This is a genomic window from Sphingomonas sp. UYEF23 (assembly GCF_040546165.1).
Lineage (GTDB): Bacteria > Pseudomonadota > Alphaproteobacteria > Sphingomonadales > Sphingomonadaceae > Sphingomonas > Sphingomonas glacialis.
In genome coordinates this window covers 569,859-588,118 of sequence record NZ_JBEPNG010000002.1, presented here as the reverse complement: position 1 = coordinate 588,118, position 18,260 = coordinate 569,859, and the positions used below count along the sequence as shown (strand labels likewise).

Annotated in this window: 18 protein-coding genes; 10 read left to right on the top strand and 8 right to left on the bottom strand. The window is 65.6% G+C overall.

All coding sequences use genetic code 11. The annotated features are described in order from the left end of the window. Positions 1-35: 35 nt before the first annotated feature. Positions 36-2,333, bottom strand: a complete 2,298-nt coding sequence (locus ABIB28_RS06005; protein ID WP_354287072.1) for an FdhF/YdeP family oxidoreductase — start codon at positions 2,331-2,333, stop codon at positions 36-38. A gap of 611 nt (positions 2,334-2,944) precedes the next feature. Here ABIB28_RS06005 and ABIB28_RS06000 point away from each other — a divergent pair. Then, positions 2,945-4,051 carry a serine hydrolase gene (locus ABIB28_RS06000; RefSeq protein WP_354287070.1) on the top strand — a complete coding sequence of 369 codons (1,107 nt, stop codon included), beginning with the start codon at positions 2,945-2,947 and terminating at the stop codon, positions 4,049-4,051. A 472-nt stretch (positions 4,052-4,523) separates the two neighbouring features. Here the strand turns inward: ABIB28_RS06000 and ABIB28_RS05995 are convergent, their stop codons facing one another. The 5 genes from ABIB28_RS05995 to ABIB28_RS05975 form a co-directional block, all read right to left on the bottom strand. After that, on the bottom strand, positions 4,524-5,282 hold the full coding sequence (locus ABIB28_RS05995) for an HvfC/BufC family peptide modification chaperone (RefSeq protein ID WP_354287068.1): 759 nt from the start codon (positions 5,280-5,282) through the stop codon (positions 4,524-4,526). Next, positions 5,279-6,130, bottom strand: a complete 852-nt coding sequence (bufB, locus tag ABIB28_RS05990; protein ID WP_354287067.1) for an MNIO family bufferin maturase — start codon at positions 6,128-6,130, stop codon at positions 5,279-5,281. Before bufB ends, ABIB28_RS05995 begins: the two co-directional genes overlap by 4 nt. Before the next feature lie 73 nt (positions 6,131-6,203). Beyond that, positions 6,204-6,461, bottom strand: a complete 258-nt coding sequence (gene bufA2, locus ABIB28_RS05985; protein ID WP_354287065.1) for a BufA2 family periplasmic bufferin-type metallophore — start codon at positions 6,459-6,461, stop codon at positions 6,204-6,206. An 82-nt stretch (positions 6,462-6,543) separates the two neighbouring features. After that, positions 6,544-7,185: a DUF1109 domain-containing protein gene (locus ABIB28_RS05980; protein WP_133189272.1), complete on the bottom strand. Its 642-nt coding sequence runs from the start codon at positions 7,183-7,185 to the stop codon at positions 6,544-6,546. Continuing rightward, complete coding sequence (locus ABIB28_RS05975) at positions 7,182-7,721, bottom strand: sigma-70 family RNA polymerase sigma factor (protein WP_354287063.1); 540 nt, start codon at positions 7,719-7,721, stop codon at positions 7,182-7,184. The genes ABIB28_RS05980 and ABIB28_RS05975 overlap by 4 nt, the downstream gene beginning before the upstream one ends. A 234-nt stretch (positions 7,722-7,955) precedes the next feature. Between ABIB28_RS05975 and ABIB28_RS05970 the strand changes: the two genes are divergently transcribed. The 3 genes from ABIB28_RS05970 to ABIB28_RS05960 are packed head-to-tail and all read left to right on the top strand — an operon-like array spanning position 7,956 to position 9,437. After that, a complete protein-coding gene (locus ABIB28_RS05970; RefSeq protein WP_354287061.1) occupies positions 7,956-8,231 on the top strand; it encodes a BufA1 family periplasmic bufferin-type metallophore in 276 nt (91 codons plus the stop codon). A gap of 59 nt (positions 8,232-8,290) precedes the next feature. Continuing rightward, on the top strand, positions 8,291-8,749 hold the full coding sequence (locus ABIB28_RS05965) for a DoxX family protein (protein WP_354287059.1): 459 nt from the start codon (positions 8,291-8,293) through the stop codon (positions 8,747-8,749). Between the two features lies 1 nt (position 8,750). Beyond that, positions 8,751-9,437, top strand: a complete 687-nt coding sequence (locus ABIB28_RS05960) for a DUF1223 domain-containing protein (protein ID WP_354287057.1) — start codon at positions 8,751-8,753, stop codon at positions 9,435-9,437. Positions 9,438-9,459: 22 nt separating this feature from the next. Here the strand turns inward: ABIB28_RS05960 and ABIB28_RS05955 are convergent, their stop codons facing one another. Then, complete coding sequence (locus ABIB28_RS05955) at positions 9,460-9,711, bottom strand: hypothetical protein (protein WP_354287055.1); 252 nt, start codon at positions 9,709-9,711, stop codon at positions 9,460-9,462. 185 nt (positions 9,712-9,896) lie between these two features. On the opposite strand from ABIB28_RS05955, the gene ABIB28_RS05950 reads away from it, so the two are divergent. The 6 genes from ABIB28_RS05950 to ABIB28_RS05925 all read left to right on the top strand — a co-directional run bounded on the left by ABIB28_RS05950 (position 9,897) and on the right by ABIB28_RS05925 (position 16,281). Then, positions 9,897-11,189: a c-type cytochrome gene (locus ABIB28_RS05950; protein WP_354287053.1), complete on the top strand. Its 1,293-nt coding sequence runs from the start codon at positions 9,897-9,899 to the stop codon at positions 11,187-11,189. Then, positions 11,186-11,650 carry a (2Fe-2S)-binding protein gene (locus ABIB28_RS05945; RefSeq protein WP_133189294.1) on the top strand — a complete coding sequence of 155 codons (465 nt, stop codon included), beginning with the start codon at positions 11,186-11,188 and terminating at the stop codon, positions 11,648-11,650. Before ABIB28_RS05950 ends, ABIB28_RS05945 begins: the two co-directional genes overlap by 4 nt. Continuing rightward, the gene (locus ABIB28_RS05940; RefSeq protein WP_354287050.1) at positions 11,647-13,956 is read left to right on the top strand and encodes a xanthine dehydrogenase family protein molybdopterin-binding subunit; all 2,310 of its coding nucleotides are present in this window, start codon (positions 11,647-11,649) and stop codon (positions 13,954-13,956) included. The genes ABIB28_RS05945 and ABIB28_RS05940 overlap by 4 nt, the downstream gene beginning before the upstream one ends. 306 nt (positions 13,957-14,262) lie before the next feature. Then, on the top strand, positions 14,263-14,790 hold the full coding sequence (locus ABIB28_RS05935; RefSeq protein ID WP_354287048.1) for a DUF1440 domain-containing protein: 528 nt from the start codon (positions 14,263-14,265) through the stop codon (positions 14,788-14,790). A 26-nt stretch (positions 14,791-14,816) separates the two neighbouring features. After that, the gene (msrB, locus tag ABIB28_RS05930) at positions 14,817-15,260 is read left to right on the top strand and encodes a peptide-methionine (R)-S-oxide reductase MsrB (protein WP_133189300.1); all 444 of its coding nucleotides are present in this window, start codon (positions 14,817-14,819) and stop codon (positions 15,258-15,260) included. 139 nt (positions 15,261-15,399) lie between these two features. Continuing rightward, complete coding sequence (locus ABIB28_RS05925) at positions 15,400-16,281, top strand: SGNH/GDSL hydrolase family protein (RefSeq protein ID WP_354287046.1); 882 nt, start codon at positions 15,400-15,402, stop codon at positions 16,279-16,281. A 48-nt stretch (positions 16,282-16,329) separates the two neighbouring features. On the opposite strand, the gene ABIB28_RS05920 is transcribed toward ABIB28_RS05925, so the two are convergent. Next, positions 16,330-18,258: an alpha-L-fucosidase gene (locus ABIB28_RS05920; protein WP_502958214.1), complete on the bottom strand. Its 1,929-nt coding sequence runs from the start codon at positions 18,256-18,258 to the stop codon at positions 16,330-16,332. Positions 18,259-18,260: the final 2 nt, after the last annotated feature.

Genomic DNA, 18,260 nt, shown 5'->3' with positions numbered 1-18,260 from the left:
CCTTCACGCGATCCATCATCCTGCGGGCCGGGCGCTCAGCCCGCCTCGACCCGGACCGGCACCGATTTCGAGGCCGGCGTCTTCGACAGCTGATCGTGGTGGCCGATCGGGACGAGCACGTTGCACTCGGGATAATAGGACGCGATCGTCCCGCGCGGCAGCTTGTAGGCCGTCAGCGTCAGTCCGCCGAGCCGGCGATCCTGGCCATCATCGTCGTCGGCGTCCACATCGGTGACCAGTGTCACGCGCTGACCATCGTGGAACCCGCGCGCCTCGATATCCTCGGGGCTCATCAACACGATGTCGCGCGAACCCTCCAGCCCGCGCAGGCGGTCCGAATAGCCATAGATGGTCGTGTTGAACTGGTCGTTCGATCGCAACGTGATCAACCGGTAGCGACCCGGCGCATCCTTGAACCCTAGCGAATTCAGCTGGCCGGGCGTTGTGAACACCGCCTTGCCTTCGGGCGTCTTCCAGATCCGCTCATGCGCGCCATTGCCGCGGTAGAAGCCGCCAGCCTCGTACATCCGCGCGTTGTAATCGCGAAAGTCGTCGGGATAGGTCTGCTCGATAAGGTCGCGGACGAGCCCGTAATCGGCTGTCCATTCATCCCATTTCAACCCGGGCGACGTGGCGACCGTGGCCTTGGCGATGCCGGTGACGATCGCGAGCTCGCTTTTCACCATGTCCGACACCGGTGCGGTATGGCCGACCGACGCGCTGATCATCGAGAAACTGTCTTCGGTGGTGATCGACTGGTTGCCGGTCGCCTTTTGGTCGACCTCGAACCGGCCCAGGCACGGCAGGATGTACGCCTGCTTGGCCGGAAAGAGATGGCTGCGGTTGAGCTTGGTCGAGATCATCACGGTCAGATCCTGCGCCGCCCACGCCTGCTCCATGCGCTTCTGGTCGGGCACAGCGCGGACGAGGTTGCCGCCGAGCGACACGAACGCGCGGACCTTGCCCGCGAACATACCCTCGACCGCCTCGACGATGTTCATGCCGTCCTTGGTCGGCGGATCGAAGCCGAACAATTCCTTGAGCTTGTCGAGCGGGACGAGCTTGACCTTCTCGGCGATGCCGACGGTGCGCTGGCCCTGCACGTTGCTGTGCCCGCGCACCGGGCAGCAGCCCGCACCCGGCTTGCCGATGTTGCCGCGCAGCAGCAGCAGGTTGACCAGCATCGCGATGTTGAGCGCGCCGTGCGTGTGCTGGGTCAGCCCCATGCCGTACACGCCGATCACCTTTTCGGCAGCGATGTAGACGTCAGCGGCGTCGCGCAATGCCGCCTCGGTCAAACCCGATTCCTGCTCGATCTCGGCCCAGGTCACGTCGCGGCACGACTGGATGAAGGCGTCAAAGCCGGTGGTGTGCTGCTTGACGAAGGCGTGGTCGATCACCTCTGCCTTGCCCGCCGCCCGGGCCGCGTCGTCGGCTTCGACCACGCACTTGCACAGCCCGAGGATCGCCGCGACGTCGCCGCCCGCCTTCAGCTGATGATATTGATCCGATATCTTGGTCTCCTTGCCGGTCAACATCGCCGCGGGGCTTTGCGGATCGACGAACGACACCAGGCCCTGCTCGATCACCGGGTTGAACGTGACGATCTTGCCGCCGCGATCCTTCAGGTCCTTGAGCGGATGCAGGAACCGCGGGCTGTTGGTGCCGGGATTCTGCCCGAAGAAGAAGAACGCGTCGGTTTCCTCGAGATCGTCCCAGACGATCGTCCCGACCGGCGAGCCGATCACCTTGGTCAGCCCGACCGAGGTCGTTTCGTGACACATATTCGAGCTCTGCGGCAGGTTGTTGTTGCCGTAGGTCCGCGCCAGCAGCGCATAGAGATACGAGGCCTCGAGCCCGGCATGGCCCGACGCGTAGAACACCGCGCTCTCGCGATCGATCGACTGGAGCGTCTTGCCGATCGCCGCAAACGCCTCGTCCCAGCTGACCGCGACATAGCGGTCGGTCACGGCGTCGTACCGCAGCGGATGCGTCAGCCGCCCGGTCTTTTCGAGATCATGATCCTTCCAATCGCGCAGCGCGGTGACCGAGTGCCCCTCGTCCTGCCAGAATTCGGGCGTGCACCGGTCCTTGGTCAGCTCCCACATCGTCGCCTTTGCGCCGTTCTCGCAGAATTCGAACGCGGAATAATTGGCCGGCTTCGGCCATGCGCACGACACGCACATCACGCCCTTGGGCTTGTTCAACCGGCCGAGGCTGCGCACCGCCCCACCCGCGGGCCAAGTCTCGCCGAAAATCTGCGAGATTCCCTTCATCGACCCCCAACCGCCTGCGGGACCGGTGTCGTGTGGGAGGTCCTTCTGGTCGGTCATCGATATTGTCCTTCGTGCGCGTGTAGGTAGAGGCCGGTCGGTTCGGGCGGGTTTTGGGTCATAACGAACCAACGCCGCTTAACGCCTCGCAGGGCCCTCAGATTGCCTGCCGAAATTTTGGCGGCGGCGTTCAGCTCGATGGATCGATCCTGAACCGCAAACCGAAAAGAGGCAAAACATTCGGACACCTTAACAAAAATGTCAGACTGCGTTGGCAAATGAGCCGTAAGCTTGCTCAGCGCTCAAATTGGCCCTTCAGCGGCAGGTGCACGTTTCCGTCAGCAAGAATACTGGATGCCCTACCTTTCGAGTGCTAAGCTAGGCTGCCAGCTGCGTCACCGAAGCCTACCCGCTGCGACAAGCGCGACGATCGCAGTACGTCGCGGGCGTTCACGATATGCGTGAACGTTGCCAAACAGACACAAGCCGACGGAGACGTGAAAGTCGCCGCGATGCCCCTGGTCGCTGGCCGAATCTGTATTCGATATAATCACCAAGCGCACGGTATGGACCATACGGCCAGTGCGGCGTCAGACGGGACGGGCTGATCGTGGCGCACTGGCGCCCATTGCAACGGCTAGCTTAAGACCCGGCGATCGTTCGAGGTTGAAATGTTGCGTACTTTTCTGAAAAATCGAGCAGCGCTGTTGCTGCTCGGTGTAGCCGTCTGCATTGCCGGGTGCGTTCCTGCTGGATCACCGCAACGCGTGCCTGCCCCGGTCGCACCCTCTGTGCCCATGCCCTCGCAAGTATCCGTTGCAACGCCCCGCGCCTTGCCGGGCAAGCGCCGCGACCAACCGCCAGCCGACCTCCTCAATGCTGTGCAAGCGCTCGGCTCGGGATTTCCGGGGCAGGTCGGGATCGCCGTTCGCGACGTAACGGAAGGATGGATCGTTGGCTACAATGCCGACCGCTTGTTGCCCCAGCAGAGTGTGAGCAAGCTCTGGGTGGCGATCGCAGTAATGGACGCGGTTGATCGGGGCACGCTGAAGTTATCGGACATCGTCACCGTCCGCCGATCGGACCTGACCGTCTTCCACCAACCCATCCGTCCACTGGTAGGAATAGACGGATACAGGACCACGATTGCCGCCTTGCTCCAGGGCGCGATGACACGCAGCGACAACACCTGCAACGACGTGCTGCTTTGGAAAATCGGGGGCCCGCCCGCAATTCGGCGCATGTTGATGCAAAAGGGGATCGCCGGGGTCGGTTTTGGTCTTGGCGAGCGGCTTCTCCAGGCAAAGACCGCAGGTCTCGACTGGAAGCCCGAATGGGCCGGCGGCTGGGGCTTCCTACAAGCACGCTCGAAAATGAGTGTCGAAGCCCGCAGTAGGGCTCTCAACAGATATCTTGCCGCTCCCTATGACGGCGCGTCCGCCAACGGCGTTACCCTCGGGCTTGCCCGGCTCCAGCGCGGTGAGGTACTCAGCAACAGCTCGACTTTGCACCTCCTGACGTTGATGGCAGCCAGCAAGACCGGTCCGCTTCGGCTGAAGTCAGGGCTACGTTCCGGGTGGACCTTCGCGCACAAGACGGGAACGGGACAGGATCTTGGCACTTTGTCGACAGGCTATAACGACGTCGGACTTTTGAGAGCGCCAGATGGTCATACATATGCGGTCGCCGTCATGATCGGCAGCACGAGACGTCCCATTGCAGCGCGAATGCAATTCATGGGAAATGTCACGCGGGCGATTATACGCACGCTCGAATAAGGCCTGCGCCTGCGCAGAATTTCGTCAGCGCAATCAAGCCGGACTCGCGGGGCGTATCCTCACGTGACGAAGCCTTGGGTCGCCCATTCGGTGCATGACGATCCTATACCCGCGTCTTCGACACCGGGCGGGACGTCGGGCAGGTTGTTCACTCTCACGGCTATGCCCTGGACCTGGGCGAAGCTTTCAGCGGACTGATGTGCCCGCGCACGAAGATTGAGACAATTTGTGACCGATTTTGTGACCTTTTTTGATTTGACTGGCTGTGAAAACGGGAGCAAAAATCCGAATAGCCGCAGATTTCTGCGGTTTTCGATGTTGTGCTGACAACGCTTAGGATCGGTAACCCCCGGTTTTGTAAACTGGATGTCGCGGGTTCGATTCCTGCAGCCGGCACCACTTCGAATCCTCGAGGTTCGGACCGCAACGCAGTGATCCAGAAAATCTAAAGTCGTCCATTGGGGGTCCGTGGTCAACGCTGTACGATGGTGATCCCCACGATCAACCCGTCGGCAAGCCACTGGCCCAGCATGGTCCCGGCACGCGTTATGCCGGTGTGCTCACCATGGACCTCGACCAATTCCGCACACAGATCGGGAAACGCCACGCCCGCGGTCGCACGCAGCAGCGCAGCGCGCTCGGTGCAGTCGATCGCGCGGAACAGCGAGACCTGATCGCGCCGCCAGACCAGAATCGCACCCGGCTTGCGCAGCACCTGAACCGCCGGCGGCGATTCTGCCGCGACCAACGCCGACCAGATTGCAGGCGCGTTGGTGGTCAGCGCGCGCAGGCGTAGCGTCGGCGTGGCCTGCAGCTTCGCCGTATCCCAATCGACATGCGCCAACGCGCCCACGTCAAGGGCTGCGCTATCGGGACCGACAAACGCCTCACCGAGCGCGTATTCGATCCACGCGAGCTCGGCGACTTCGGGATCATCGGGATACAGCACCGCGAGCGTTGCCGGAAAATCCCGCGGATAGGCGTCGAGCGTCCAGCTCGTCGGTGGCACGCGCTCGATATGGGCGACGACGGCATGATGAAACGCCTCGTCGCCAACCCAGGCGCGTGTCTGCACAAAGCTTTCCTCAAGGCACGCGACCAGTTGGGCGCGATACGTGTTCTGATAGACCAGCAAGCCGGCTGCGGCCGCGCTGCCATAGCGGTTTGCCGCGTCGGCATCCGCAGCGACGAGCCACGCGCGCATATCGCGTTGGAGCGCCAGCAAGCTCATGCCGCTTTGGCCAAGGGCTGTCCGCCGATCCGCCGGGCAAGGTCCAGCTCGGCGAGAAGCTCGTCCAACGGCGGGATGTCGTCGTCACGCTCGATCATCGTCGCGACCGGCCCGAGCATCGGCAAGACATGCGCGTACAGGTCCCATACCGAGGTCGGCACAGGTTGATCGTGCGTGTCGATCAGCATGTCCTGTCCGCGGCTGTGCCCGGCCAGATGAATCTGCCGCACGCGTTCGTGCGGCACGCCGTTGAGATAGGCGATCGGATCGAAGCCGTGGTTGGTCGCGCTGACGAACACATTGTTGACGTCGAGCAGCAGGCCGCAGCCGCTGCGCGCGCACATCGCATCCAGGAACTGCCATTCGGTCATTTCGGCACCCTCGAACGCGATATAGGTCGAGGGATTCTCGATCAGCATTGTGCGGCCTAACGCGTCCTGCGCGCGGCCGATATTGGCGCAGACCAGGGCGAGGGCTTCGTCTGTATAGGGCAAGGGAAGCAGATCGTGCGAACTGAAGCCCCCTATCCGAGTCCAGCTGAGATGATCGGATACGAACAACGGCTCGATCTCATCGACCAGCGCGCGCAGCCGGGCGAGATACGCCCCGTCCAGTCCGTCGGCCGATCCGATCGACATCGAAACGCCGTGCAGCGCCACCGGATAGGACGCGCGAACATCGCGCAGGATCTGGCGTGGCTTGCCGCCATCGACCATGAAGTTCTCGGAAATCACTTCGACGAAATCGACCGCGACGCGGTGTTCGAGAAATTCGACATAATGCGGTTTACGCAAGCCGAGTCCGAAACCGGCAAAGGGCGTGATGGGCAAGGCCATGGGCTTTGGCATGGGGTCCGTCCTGATCCGTGCTGAAGAGAAGGTCGGTCCGGTCCCCTGACGGCGACCGGGCCGAGTCCCGCGATCAGTTCGGCGCCGTCAGGCTGCCACCGGCCTTGGTGCACTGCTTCGCCGACAGCGCCTTGAAGCCCTGTCCCTTGCAGTCATTCTGGCCCTTGCACGCGTTCTTGGCGGTCTTGCAATCCGACGTGCCCTTGCAGGTATTGACGCCGTAGCAGTGCACCGTGTCGCCATCCTTTGCGACCGCGACGGTCGGGGCCGCAGCACTGATGGCGACGACGGCGGCGGCGGCGAAGCTGATGCCGGTACGAAGAGTAAGCATGGAAAATCTCCCGGAAGGGGTTTGCCGGATTGGCTCCTCCAATTCGCGGGTTCACGATCGACGGTTACAGCTTCGCCAAAACTTACCAACGCAACAGGCGCGGCCCCACCAGCGCGCCGAACGATGCGGCGAGCAGGATGCCGAGCGAATACCAGGTCAGCACGAAAATCGCCGAAGCTTCGGGGCAATGCAGGCAATAGACGGTGGCGGCGAACGCGCCCGCCGCCAATCCTGCCGCCGCGCCGGCCAGACGCAATCGCGTTGGCGCGAGTCGCCTGAACGACCAGAGCAGCCCGATGAAGATCGGCATCGCGAGCGAGAGTACGCGCCAAGGACATTGTTTCCAGCTTTGGCCCAACCACATCGCCAACCATTGGGTCTGCGGCGTGTGGAGGAGCTCGAACACGCCGACGCTGGCCAGCAGCAGTACCGGGATCGCCAGCAGCCACAGCCATCGCAACCGATGCGTTTCGGGACGCGCCAATTGCGCGGTCAGCGCCAACGCCCCGAAGGCGAGCGAAATCGTGTACGCCCACTTCATCCAGAAGTAGAAACCGTGCATCGCCACCGCCAGATCAGGCCGCGCGCCCCACATCAGCAACACATAGCTTGCCGACACGGCCGCACCCGCCGCGATACCAAGGACGAGCCGTCGACCCACCGCACTGCGCTTCACGGGCGGGACATCGCTGGCGAGCGTCGCGATCAGGTCGTCGGTGTTCATGCCCGTCCTCCCTGGATGCGCGCCATCAAGGTCTTGAGCCCGCGATGGACCGAGATCTTCACGTCGGATTCGCCAACACCATGCGTATTGGCAGCCTCGGCGACACTCAGCCCCTCGATCCTGGTCGCGCGGATCATCCGCGCCTGTTTGGGCGGAAGCGTGTCGAGCAAATCGTCCACGTCCATGCGCGCGGAACTGGCGTCCTCGAACCCTTCGGCGATCAAGATGTCTTCCATCCCTTCGATCGGCTGAGTCCGACGGTTACGGCGGAAATGATCGATCATCTTGTAGCGTGCGATCGCGAACAGCCACGCGGTGAACGGGCGGTCGCGGTCGTAGGTCGAACGGCGGGTATGAACCGCGATCAGCGTATCCTGCACCAAATCCTCGATATCGTCGCCGTCGCCGCTTGCACGACGCCGGTAGAATCCCCGAAGCATGGGGACCAGCAAGCGCAGCAACGCCGCGTGGTCGTCGGCGTTGCCGTCGAGCCCAGCGATCATCAATCCGCGCAACTGTTCCTCACTTGCTCGCATGAGCCCTCCCGAGGATGTGTTCGTGCGACATGGCCAGAAGGTTACACCCGAGCGCGCGAGCGGCGGAAAATTCTTTCGCGCCGGCTTTTGCGTAACCGAACCAGCCGTGCCGCCGAATTGGCCCATGTGACCGGGTTTGCCCCGACGCCTCCTTCCTGGTCATCGCGTGGTTCGGCGGTCCCCCATCGCCGAACCACGCGCCGCAGAGGCTTCCATCATCGAAGGAAACATCTCGTGCATCCGACCCATGCCGCACTCGCCGCCAGCCTCGCCCTCGCCGTGGCGGGCGGTGCCACGCTTTCCGGTGTTGCCCACGCCGCGCCCGCGATGGAGAAATGTTACGGGGTCGCGCTTGCCGGCAAGAATGACTGCAAGGCCGGTGCCGGCACCAGCTGCGCGGGCACGTCCAAGGCCGATTATCAGGGCAATGCCTGGAAGCTCGTCAAGGCGGGCACCTGCGTCTCGATCAAGACGCCCAAGGGCACTGGTTCGCTGACGCCCAAGGCGTAATCGCCAGCCCAGAGCCGGGGTGTCGCCCGCGCGCCTCGGCCATTTTTTCGGAGACGCCCATGATGTCGCTCGTCGCCTTGTACGATCGCACCGTTCGACGCGCGGCTGCCTTGCTCCCCGATGCCGCGCTGCTGCTGATCGCCCGGTTGGGTATTGCAGCGGTGTTCTTCCTGTCGGGCCGGACCAAGGTCGACGGGCTGCTGCAGATCACGGACAGCACCTACGAACTGTTTCGCACCGACTATGCGCTGCCGCTGGTTCCGCCCGCGATTGCGGCGGTCGCCGCGACCTATTCGGAGCATCTCTTCTCGATCCTGCTCGTCCTCGGCCTCGCGACACGTTTCTCGGCAGCCGCCTTGTTGCTGATGACGCTGACGATCGAGATCTTCGTCTATCGCGATGCCTGGCCGACGCATCTCAGTTGGGCGGCGATCCTGTTGCCGCTGATTGCCCGCGGCGGCGGAGCGTGGTCGCTCGACCGCGTGCTGCCGACGCTTCCGACCGAAAAGGAACAGTAAAATGAAGTTCGGACTCCTTCCCGCGCTTGCAGTGATCGCGAGCGGCGCGCCGGCCTTGGCCAATGACCCCACGCATCCGACCGTCGTCGAGCTGTTCCAAAGCCAGGGTTGTTCGTCCTGCCCGCCCGCGATCGCAAATATCAACGGCATCGCCGATCGCCCGGAGATCCTCGCGCTGACCTTCGCGGTCACGTATTGGGATCAGCTCGGGTGGAAGGACAGCTTCGCCAAGCCCGAATTCACCGAGCGCGAACGCGATTATGCCCGCACCGGCATCAGCCAGTTCGCCACGCCGCAAACAGTCATCAATGGCCGAGCCTCCGTCAATGGCGGCAATCGTGCGCAACTGGTGGCGGCAATCCGCGCGCAGGATCGTGGTCCGGCTGGCCCGGCCATCGAGGCTGCGCCCGGCACGGTGACGATTGGGAAAGCCGCGACCGCGCAGCCCGCGACGATCTGGCTCGTGCGCTACGATGCAAGGGCGCTCAGCGTTCCCATTCGTGCGGGCGAGAATGGCGGCCGAACGCTTGTGCATCGCAACGTCGTGCGGTCGCTCAGCATCATCGGAACGTGGAACGGGACGTCGAAAACGGTGGCGATCCCGACGAATTCCGATCCCAACCTCAAATCAGCCGTGCTTGTGCAAGCAGGACGTGGCGGGAGGATCGTGGCCGCATCCCGCATTTGACACGTCGAACCGACATCGGATTCTACGCAGCGCGACCGGTCAGATCCAATCCGCTGAAATGCGCGCGCGCGACGATAACCTGGATGATCCTGCTCGGGACGCCGTTGCGCTCGGCAAAGAAGCGGACGGTCTCGCCCTCTGGAACGGGCAGCGTCCCGCCCATCACCGCCTGCCGATCGCCCGCCCGTGCCGACAGATCGGGCAACCGGTTGCGCGTTCCCTCGACATCGATGAACGCGCGCCCCGATCGCACCCCGGCAAGCAAGCGGTGCACTGAGAGCTCCAGCATATTGAGCGATAGGCTTAATTGCGGTCCTGCGTGCGGCTGACCTCAAAATCACTCTGCGCAATACAGGAATACACCGCTCAAACGGCCACTAGACGCGACAGCTTAAGAGGCCGATGAGACCAGGCCTCGGATCATCCGATCGAAGGGCTGCGCATGAGATCCTGTTCCCCGTGCTGAAGCGCCTGCTTCTCGGTCTCATCGGCGTCATCGTCGTCGGACTCGTCGCGTTCTGCGTCTTCGCGTGGCGCCCAGCGATCGCCGAGATCGCCCCGCCCGCGCCCGGCAGCTTCGCGCCCGCGCTGATCGCACAGGGCAAAGTTCTGGCCAGCGCCGGCTATTGCTCGGCGTGCCATACCGCCAAGCACGGCAAGCCGTTCGCCGGCGGCTATCCGATGGCGACGCAGTTCGGGACGATCTATTCGACCAACATCACGCCCGATCCCGCGACGGGGATCGGTAAATGGTCCGAACCCGCGTTCCGGCGGGCGATGCATGAGGGGGTGTCGCGCAACGGCGCGCATTTGTTGCCGGCGTTTCCCTACGACCATTTCACCAAGCTGACCGACGGCGACGTGGCCGCGCTGTATGCGTATTTCATGACCCGCGCGCCCGTTCGCCAGGAAGCCAGCGACAACACCGTACCCTTCCCGCTCAACATCCGCCTGTTGCAGGCCGGGTGGAAGCTGCTGTTCTTCACCCCCGGCCGCTTCCAGCCCCAGCCGGCACAAAGCGCCGAATGGAATCGGGGCGCCTATCTTGCCGAGGGCATCAGCCATTGCGGCGCCTGCCACACGCCGCGCGGCATGCTCGGCGCCGAGATCCGGGATCGCGCCTATGCAGGCGCACCGATCGACGGCTGGATCGCGGCGCCGCTCGACAAGACCAACCCCTCGCCCGTGCCGTGGACGCACGCCGAGCTGGTCGCCTATCTCGGTACCGGCATCAGCCTCTATCACGGCACCGCCGCCGGGCCGATGGGCGCGGTTCCGCGCGGTCTCTCGCACCTCCCCGCTGCAGACGTCGCCGCGATCGCCACGTATTTCGCCGGCCGCAACGGATCGGCGAGCCAAGGCGCGCAGGGCGATGCCGCGATCGCGAAGGCCTTGGCCGCCGACAAGATCGGTACCGGGCTGACCTACGATCCCGCCGCGCGGCTGTATGCCGGGGCCTGCGCCGTGTGCCACTATAACGGGCGCCAGCTCAACCCGCTGCGCCCCGATCTCGCGCTCAACAGCGCCGTCAACCTCGACGATCCGACCAATCTGATCCGCGTCATCCTCTATGGGGTGAGCGCGCAGGACGGCGCGCCGGGCGTGGTAATGCCGGGCTTCGCACACGGCTTCACCAACGCCGACGTCGCACGGATCTCCGCCTATCTGCGGGCGACCCGGACGACCAAGCCGGCCTGGGCCGATCTCGAGACAAAAGTCGCCTCCATTCGCGCGCAGGGCCAGGGCCAATGACCAGCTTCACCATCAACGGCCGCGCGGTGACCACCGATGTCGAGGACGACACCCCGCTCTTGTGGGTGATCCGCGATCATATCGGGCTGACCGGAACGAAATTCGGATGCGGGATCGGGATGTGCGGCGCCTGCACCGTCCATGTCGGCGGCCGCGCGACGCGCTCCTGCATCACCCCGCTCGCTTCGGTCGAGGGCGCCGCCATCACGACGATCGAAGGGCTCGACCCCGCCGCCAACCACCCGCTGCAACAGGCGTGGCGCGCGCTGCAGGTGCCGCAATGCGGCTACTGCCAGTCGGGCCAGATCATGCAGGCGGCAGCGATGCTGCAGGATTTCCCCGCCCCCAGCGACGACGAGATCGACGCGGTGATGACCGGGAGTCTGTGCCGCTGCATGACCTATGTCCGCATCCGCGCGGCGATCAAACAGGCAGCCGCCGAGATGGGAACCAAGGCATGAGCCGCCTCATCACACGCGCCGAAGCGACGGCGCCGTTCAGCCGCCGTGGCTTCCTCGTGGCGAGCGGCGCGGCGGGGGTCGCGTTCGGCTTCTCGCGCGTGCTGGCGGCGATCGATCCGGCGGTGCCGGGCAGCGTACCAGCGGCTGCCACCGGGCCGCAGTTCGAACCGACGATCTGGTTCGGCATCGACGCGGCCGGTATCGTCACCGTCAACATCATCCGCGCCGAGATGGGCCAGCACGTCGGCACCGCACTCGCCCGCATCCTCGCCGACGAGCTCGAAGCGGATTGGGACAAGGTCCGCATCGTCCATGTCGACAGCGACCCGAAATGGGGCCTGATGGTCACCGGCGGCAGCTGGTCGGTGTGGCAGACCTTCCCGGTGTTCAGCCAGGCGGGCGCCGCGGGCCGGATCGCGCTGATCGAAGCCGGCGCCAAGCTGATGGGCGCAAACCCTGCGAACTGCACGGCTAAAGGCGGCGCGGTCCATGCCGGCGGGCGTTCGATGTCCTATGGCGACATCGCCAAGAGCGGCACCGTCGCGCGGCAATTTACCCCCGACGAGCTCAAGGCGCTGCCGATCAAGCCGGTCAAGGAGCGCCGCCTGATCGGGCGCGAGACGCATGGCCTCGACATCGACGCCAAGACCAACGGCACCGCGGTCTACGGCATCGACGCCAAGCTGCCGGGGATGGTCTATGCCCGCCCCAAGCTGCCGCCAACGCGCAACGGATCGAAGGTCGTGTCGGTCGACGACGCCGCGGCCAAGAAGGTCAAAGGCTATCTGCGCTATCTGGTGCTCGACGATCCGTCGGACACCGTGCCCGGCTGGGTGATGGTGATCGCGACCTCCTATTATGCCGCGCTCAAGGCGACCGACCTGCTCGACGTCACATGGACGCCCGGCCCCGGCGCGGACATGAGCGAGCAGACGCTGCAGGACCATGGCCGCGCGCTCGTCGCCAAGGCCGATGGCGGCATTCTGCTCGACATCGCCGACGACGACAGCACGCCGAACTTCACCGCCGCCGCGGCGAGCACGATCGAGCAGATCTACACCACCGCCACCGTGCTCCATTTCCAGCTCGAGCCGCTCAACGCGCTCGCGTTCGAAAAGGACGGCGTGTTCGAGATCCACACCGGCAACCAGTGGCAGAGCCTGATCCTGCCGACGCTCGCCAAGGCGCTCGGCGTGGCCGAGACCAAGGTGGTGCTGCGCAGCTATCTGCTCGGCGGCGGCTTCGGCCGGCGGCTGAACGGCGATTACATCATCCCCGCTGCGCTCGCGACCAAGGCGCTTGCCCGCCCGGTCAAGATGATCATGACGCGCGAGGACGACGCGCGCTTCGATTCGGTGCGCTCCCCTTCGGTGCAGCGCTTGCGCATGCATTTCGACGGCAGCGGCCAGATCCAGGCGATGGAGCATCACGCTTGCGCCGGCTGGCCGACGCAGGTGATCGCCGGGCCGACCTTGCTCGCCAAGACCAAGAAGGGCGGCCAATACGATCCCTTCGCGATCTCGGGTGCTGACCATTGGTACGATGTCGGCCACCAGCAGGTCCGCGCGGTCGCCAACGATCTCGCCAACGCCACCTTCCGCCCGGGCTGGCTGCGCTCGGTGGGACCAGGCTGGACCAACTGGGCGCTCGAGAGCTTCATCGACGAAGCGGCGCACCACAGCAAGACCGATCCGGTGGCGTTCCGGCTGAAGCTGCTGACCGGCAAGGGCCGCAACGCCGGCTCCGCGCCCAACGCGGTCGGCGGCGCGCTCCGCCAGGCCGAAGTGGTGCGCCGCGTTGCGGAGAAGGCCGGCTGGGGCGCAAAACTTCCGGCCGATACCGGGCTCGGCGTCGCCACCAGCTTCGGGCAGGAGCGCGACATGCCGACCTGGGTGGCCTGTGCGGCGCAAGTCCATGTCGATCGCGCGACCGGCATCGTCCGCGTGGAGAAGCTGACGCTCGTGGTCGACGCCGGCACGATCGTCGATCCCGACGGCGCGCTGGCGCAGGTGCAGGGCGGCGCGCTATGGGGCCTGAGCATGGCGCTGCACGAGGGCACCGAATTCGCCGCGGGCCAGGTGAAGGACACCAATCTCAACACCTACACCCCGCTGCGCATCGCCGACGTGCCACAACTCGACATCAGTTTCGTCGAGAGCGAAAACGTGCCCGTCGGGCTGGGCGAGCCCGCCACGACGGTCGTCGGCCCCGCGATCGGCAATGCGATCTACGCCGCGACTGGCGTGAGATTGCGCCACATTCCCATCACCCCGGCCGCGGTCCTGGCCGCATTGAAAGCGCCGTAGATGTACGCTCGCGGCGGCTGACAACGCCGCTCACGGGAGCCCTATATCGCCCGCGATCGTCGGCACTCTGACCTTTTGCCCCGGGCTCCATCGCGTCGCGATGCCGGACGAAAGCTGGAAGCTGGCCGAATGCCTCGACCCGTCGAGCGGTCTCCTTAGGGCCGCTCGCTTGCACGTCCGCACCGTGCAGCCGATAGTCGAGCGTGCCAACCGAAGCGGCCGAGGCAAAACGCCATCGCAAGCGTTCCCGTCGCAACCCGTCTGCCGCTCCGTCGTTGTCGCGCGGCAGACCCCAGGAGATATGCGATGGCCTCGACCCCAGCCAAGACCGATGAGAGCGTTGCCGCAAGGCTGGCACGAGGTGCCGTAGCGGGCGTGATAGCGGGCGCCGTGGCATCCTTTGCGATGGACCGGTTCCAGGTCGCGGTATCGCCGTTGCTTCCGTCGAGCGGGAGCGATTCCGAGCCCGCGACGGAAAAAGCCGCCGATGCGGTGTCGGAGAGCCTTACGGGGCAAGCCGTCGCCGCCGCGGACAAACCGCTTGCCGGCCAGGCCGTCCACTATGCCGTCGGTATTGCGCTCGGCGCGGCCTATGGCATCGCAGCGGAGTTTCGCCCATCGGTCACCTCCGGCTATGGGCTAGGGTTTGGGCTCGGCACCGCAACGGTGCTCGACGAAGCCGCCGTTCCCGCGACCGGGCTCGGCAGCGCGCCGTGGAACGCCGGGATCGCAAGCAATGTGTATTCCTACGCCTCGCATATCGTCTTCGGCGGCGTGAGCGAGATCGTCCGCCGGCACGTCGCCGGTACGCTGCTGCCCCGCCAGGGCGACTGAACGATAGCAATGCAAGGAGCATGACCATGGCTGATTATCGCAAGACCGACGCCGCAATCGCGCGGCTCTCGCCCGAACAATATCGCGTAACGCAGAAAAGCGGCACCGAGCGTCCCGGTACGGGCGAATATCTCCATACCACGGACGCCGGCATCTATGTCGATATCGTTTCGGGGGAGCCTTTGTTCGCGTCTGCCGACAAATACGAATCGCACTGTGGCTGGCCGAGCTTCACCAAGCCGATCGAGCCCGCCAATGTTGCCGAGTTGCGCGATGCCACGCTCGGCATGGTCCGCACAGAAGTCCGTTCCGCCAACGGTGACAGCCACCTCGGACACGTTTTCAATGACGGTCCGCGGGATCGCGGCGGGCTACGCTATTGCATCAACTCGGCATCCTTGCGCTTCGTACCCCGCGCAGCGATGGAAGCCGAGGGCTATGGTGCGTATCTCGATCAAGTCGAGGGCTGAACGCCGCTTCTGCGCCACCGCTTCCTCCGCAGACGGACGCTTAGCGCAGACGGTTTGGCAATCGCGTGACCGCGCTGTTTCCGGCATGTAACGCGCATGAGGGGTCCCGTGCTATCGACGGGTGCCGGGAGGTGAGAGTATGACGGATCCAAACGGTTCACGCTGGCGGGCAGGTCTGGTGGTCGGCGTGTCCGCGTTGCTCGCGGCCTGTACGACAAGCCCGCATCCCCAGGCCGGCATGGTCGCGCCCGGCGCCCGCTATGTCGCAATGGGAAGCTCGTTTGCGGCAGGGCCCGGAGTCACGTCATCAGCCGACCAACCCGCCACGCGTTGCGCCCGTTCGACAGACAATTATGCGCATCTCCTCGCGCGCAAGCTCGGCTTGCAGCTCGACGATGTGAGCTGCAGCGGCGCGACCACGGCGCATATTCTCGGGCCCTGGGACGCGCTGCCGCCGCAGATCGACGCGCTGACCCGCGATACCGGGCTGGTGACGATCACGATCGGCGGCAACGATGTCGGCTATATCGGCGGCCTCGGATCGGCCTCGTGCCGCAGCTTTGCTGCGCCGCCATCCGGAACGCCGGGAGGCAGATGCCCCGCGCCCCCGCAGGTCCTCGAAGCCGACTGGGCGAAGCTCGACACCGCGCTGCGCAGCATTGCGGCCGAGGTGCATCGCCGCGCGCCCACGGCGCGATTGATCTTCGTCGATTATGTCGCGGTATTGCCGCCGGTCGAGACGTGCGCGAGCGTGCCGCTGTCCCGCGCCGAGGCCGATACCGGCCGCGCCACGGCGCGACGGCTTGCAGCGCTGACCGCGCGCGTCGCCGCCGAGACCGGATCCGAAGTCCTGAAAGCATCCGACCTGTCGAGCGCCCACACCGCGTGCAGCGCCGAGCCGTGGGTCAATGGCTTCCCCCTGCCCGGCGGACCGAGCTTCGTGCCATATCACCCGAACGCCCGCGGAATGGCCGCGATCGCCGAGGCGCTCGCTTGGCAAATCCAATCGCGGACGACGTGAGGCGCAAGCGCAGACGCCGCGACCAACCGGCGAACCCTGACCGACGCCCTACCGTTTGAGGAACGCCCCGATCCCTGCAAGCGCAAGCTTGTCGGCGGGGACGGCGGTTTGCGTGAAGGTGAGGCGCAACCACCGCGTCGGCCGCGTTGTGCCGAACGCGATCCGCTGCGTCGCCAGCGCATAGGCGATATTGGGAAGTTCGCCCGCCGCCGCGAGCTCCCAGCGCGCGCCGTCGAGGCTCGTCTCGCACCGATAATCGCGCGGCGGCGCCACGCCTTTGGCGATCGTCCGCGACGGCGTTACGCTTAGCCCGGCGAGCGCTGCCACCGCGCCCATGTCGATCGTCACGCTGGCGGGGATGTCCGGCGTTGGGGCAGGCACGGTCCAGCGCGTCGCCGCGTCGTCGTCGAGCAGAGCCTCGGCGCCGGGGCCCGAGGCGGTCACGATCCGCCAGCCCGCGCTCGACAGTGTCGTCGCGTCGTGCGCACGCACCGGCACGACCGCTGCCGGTTGGACTTGGAGGAACAGTGCGACTTCGCTGATCGCCGGGCAGACCGGCGCCGCGAGGATGCGGAGACGGACCCGCCGCGCCGTGATCGGCTGCGGCAACCGGATGATGCGCTGCGGTCCGATCGCCTCCTGCTCGGCAAGCGTCCGCCATGCGCCGTCGATCTCGGCATCGATCGCGAAGCGCGTGACGCGCGCGCCGAGCGGCAGATATTCGCGTAAGCGAATCACGTCGAAGCGCCGTCCCGGCGGCAGATCGAGCGTCAGGCTTGGCGTGGTCACCGCGTCGCCGCTCGACCAATAGCTGTCGCGCCGGCCATCGAGCACGCGTGCGGCGGCAAAGGCCGGGCCGCGCGTGTCGCTCGCGCTCGCGATCGCGCCCTGTGCGAGGTCGCGCGCATAGGTCGCGGCCTGCGCGGCGCCGAAGGCGCGGAGCACCGCGACGTCGCCATCGGCCAGACGCCCGCGCCGATCGGGCGGCAGATTGAGGTTGAGGTTGGTGCCGCGCCCGACCGAGGTGTCGTACAGCTCCAGCAACTGCGCGGGCGTCTTGACCTTGGCATCCTCGTCGGCATGGTAGAACCAGCCGGGGCGGATCGACACGTCGGTCTCGGCCGGCCACCACAAGGCGCCGCCGCGCACCCCGCTATTGCCCTCGGACTGGACGTAGAGGTGGTTCGGCATCGTCGGCCAGCACGGATCGCCCGCGACGCCGTCCTCGTTGCCGACCCAGCGCAGGTCGGCGCCGAGTGGGTCGAAGGTACACGCCATCGGCTGATACTGATGGACCAGCGCGACCGTTTTGGGCCAGTCGTAATAGGCCGGCGCATCGATCTTGCGGGTCTCGCGCGCGCCACCGTAATAGCCGTCGCCGCCATTGGCGCCGTCGAACCAGAATTCGAACAGCTCGCCATAGCGCGTGCAGAGCTCGACGATCTGCTTGCGGAAATAGTCGACATAGGCGGGCCGGCCGTACTCGGGATGATGCCGGTCCCACGGCGAGAGATACAGGCCGAAGGCGAGCCCGGCGCGGCGCGTCGCCGCCGCCATCTCGCCGACCACGTCGCCCTTGCCCTGCTTGTACGGCGTGTTGCGGATGCAGCGCTCGGTCAGATGCGTCGGCCACAGGCAGAAACCCTCATGGTGCTTGGCGGTGAGGATGATGCCCGTCATGCCGGCCGCCTTGGCCGCCGCGACGATCTGCTCGGGCGAGAAATCGGTCGGGTCGAACAGCGCCGGATCCTCGTCGCCATACCCCCATTCCTTGTCGGTGAAGGTGTTGATCGAGAAATGGACGAAGGCATATTGCCCGCGCGTATGCCAGGCGAGCTGCCGCTTCGACGGCGTCGCGCCCCACGGCTGCGGCGGTGCCACCGCACGCTTGGCGAGCGCGGGCACGGCAGTGGCGGCAGCAGTGGCGGCAAGGCCGGAGGCAAGCACGCGGCGGCGCGAAGGACGGATCACGGGCATCT

Coding starts and splice junctions, on each gene's coding strand:
- ABIB28_RS05980 (WP_133189272.1), bottom strand. CDS start 7,185: ATGAACACCGACGACCTGATCGCGACGCTCGCCAGCGATGTCCCGCCC.
- ABIB28_RS06000 (WP_354287070.1), top strand. CDS start 2,945: ATGTTGCGTACTTTTCTGAAAAATCGAGCAGCGCTGTTGCTGCTCGGT.
- ABIB28_RS05920 (WP_502958214.1), bottom strand. CDS start 18,258: ATGCCCGTGATCCGTCCTTCGCGCCGCCGCGTGCTTGCCTCCGGCCTT.
- ABIB28_RS05965 (WP_354287059.1), top strand. CDS start 8,291: ATGATGTCGCTCGTCGCCTTGTACGATCGCACCGTTCGACGCGCGGCT.
- ABIB28_RS05935 (WP_354287048.1), top strand. CDS start 14,263: ATGGCCTCGACCCCAGCCAAGACCGATGAGAGCGTTGCCGCAAGGCTG.
- ABIB28_RS05925 (WP_354287046.1), top strand. CDS start 15,400: ATGACGGATCCAAACGGTTCACGCTGGCGGGCAGGTCTGGTGGTCGGC.
- ABIB28_RS05995 (WP_354287068.1), bottom strand. CDS start 5,282: ATGAGCTTGCTGGCGCTCCAACGCGATATGCGCGCGTGGCTCGTCGCT.
- ABIB28_RS05940 (WP_354287050.1), top strand. CDS start 11,647: ATGAGCCGCCTCATCACACGCGCCGAAGCGACGGCGCCGTTCAGCCGC.
- ABIB28_RS05960 (WP_354287057.1), top strand. CDS start 8,751: ATGAAGTTCGGACTCCTTCCCGCGCTTGCAGTGATCGCGAGCGGCGCG.
- ABIB28_RS05975 (WP_354287063.1), bottom strand. CDS start 7,721: ATGCGAGCAAGTGAGGAACAGTTGCGCGGATTGATGATCGCTGGGCTC.
- ABIB28_RS05945 (WP_133189294.1), top strand. CDS start 11,186: ATGACCAGCTTCACCATCAACGGCCGCGCGGTGACCACCGATGTCGAG.
- ABIB28_RS06005 (WP_354287072.1), bottom strand. CDS start 2,333: ATGACCGACCAGAAGGACCTCCCACACGACACCGGTCCCGCAGGCGGT.
- bufA2 (WP_354287065.1), bottom strand. CDS start 6,461: ATGCTTACTCTTCGTACCGGCATCAGCTTCGCCGCCGCCGCCGTCGTC.
- bufB (WP_354287067.1), bottom strand. CDS start 6,130: ATGCCAAAGCCCATGGCCTTGCCCATCACGCCCTTTGCCGGTTTCGGA.
- msrB (WP_133189300.1), top strand. CDS start 14,817: ATGGCTGATTATCGCAAGACCGACGCCGCAATCGCGCGGCTCTCGCCC.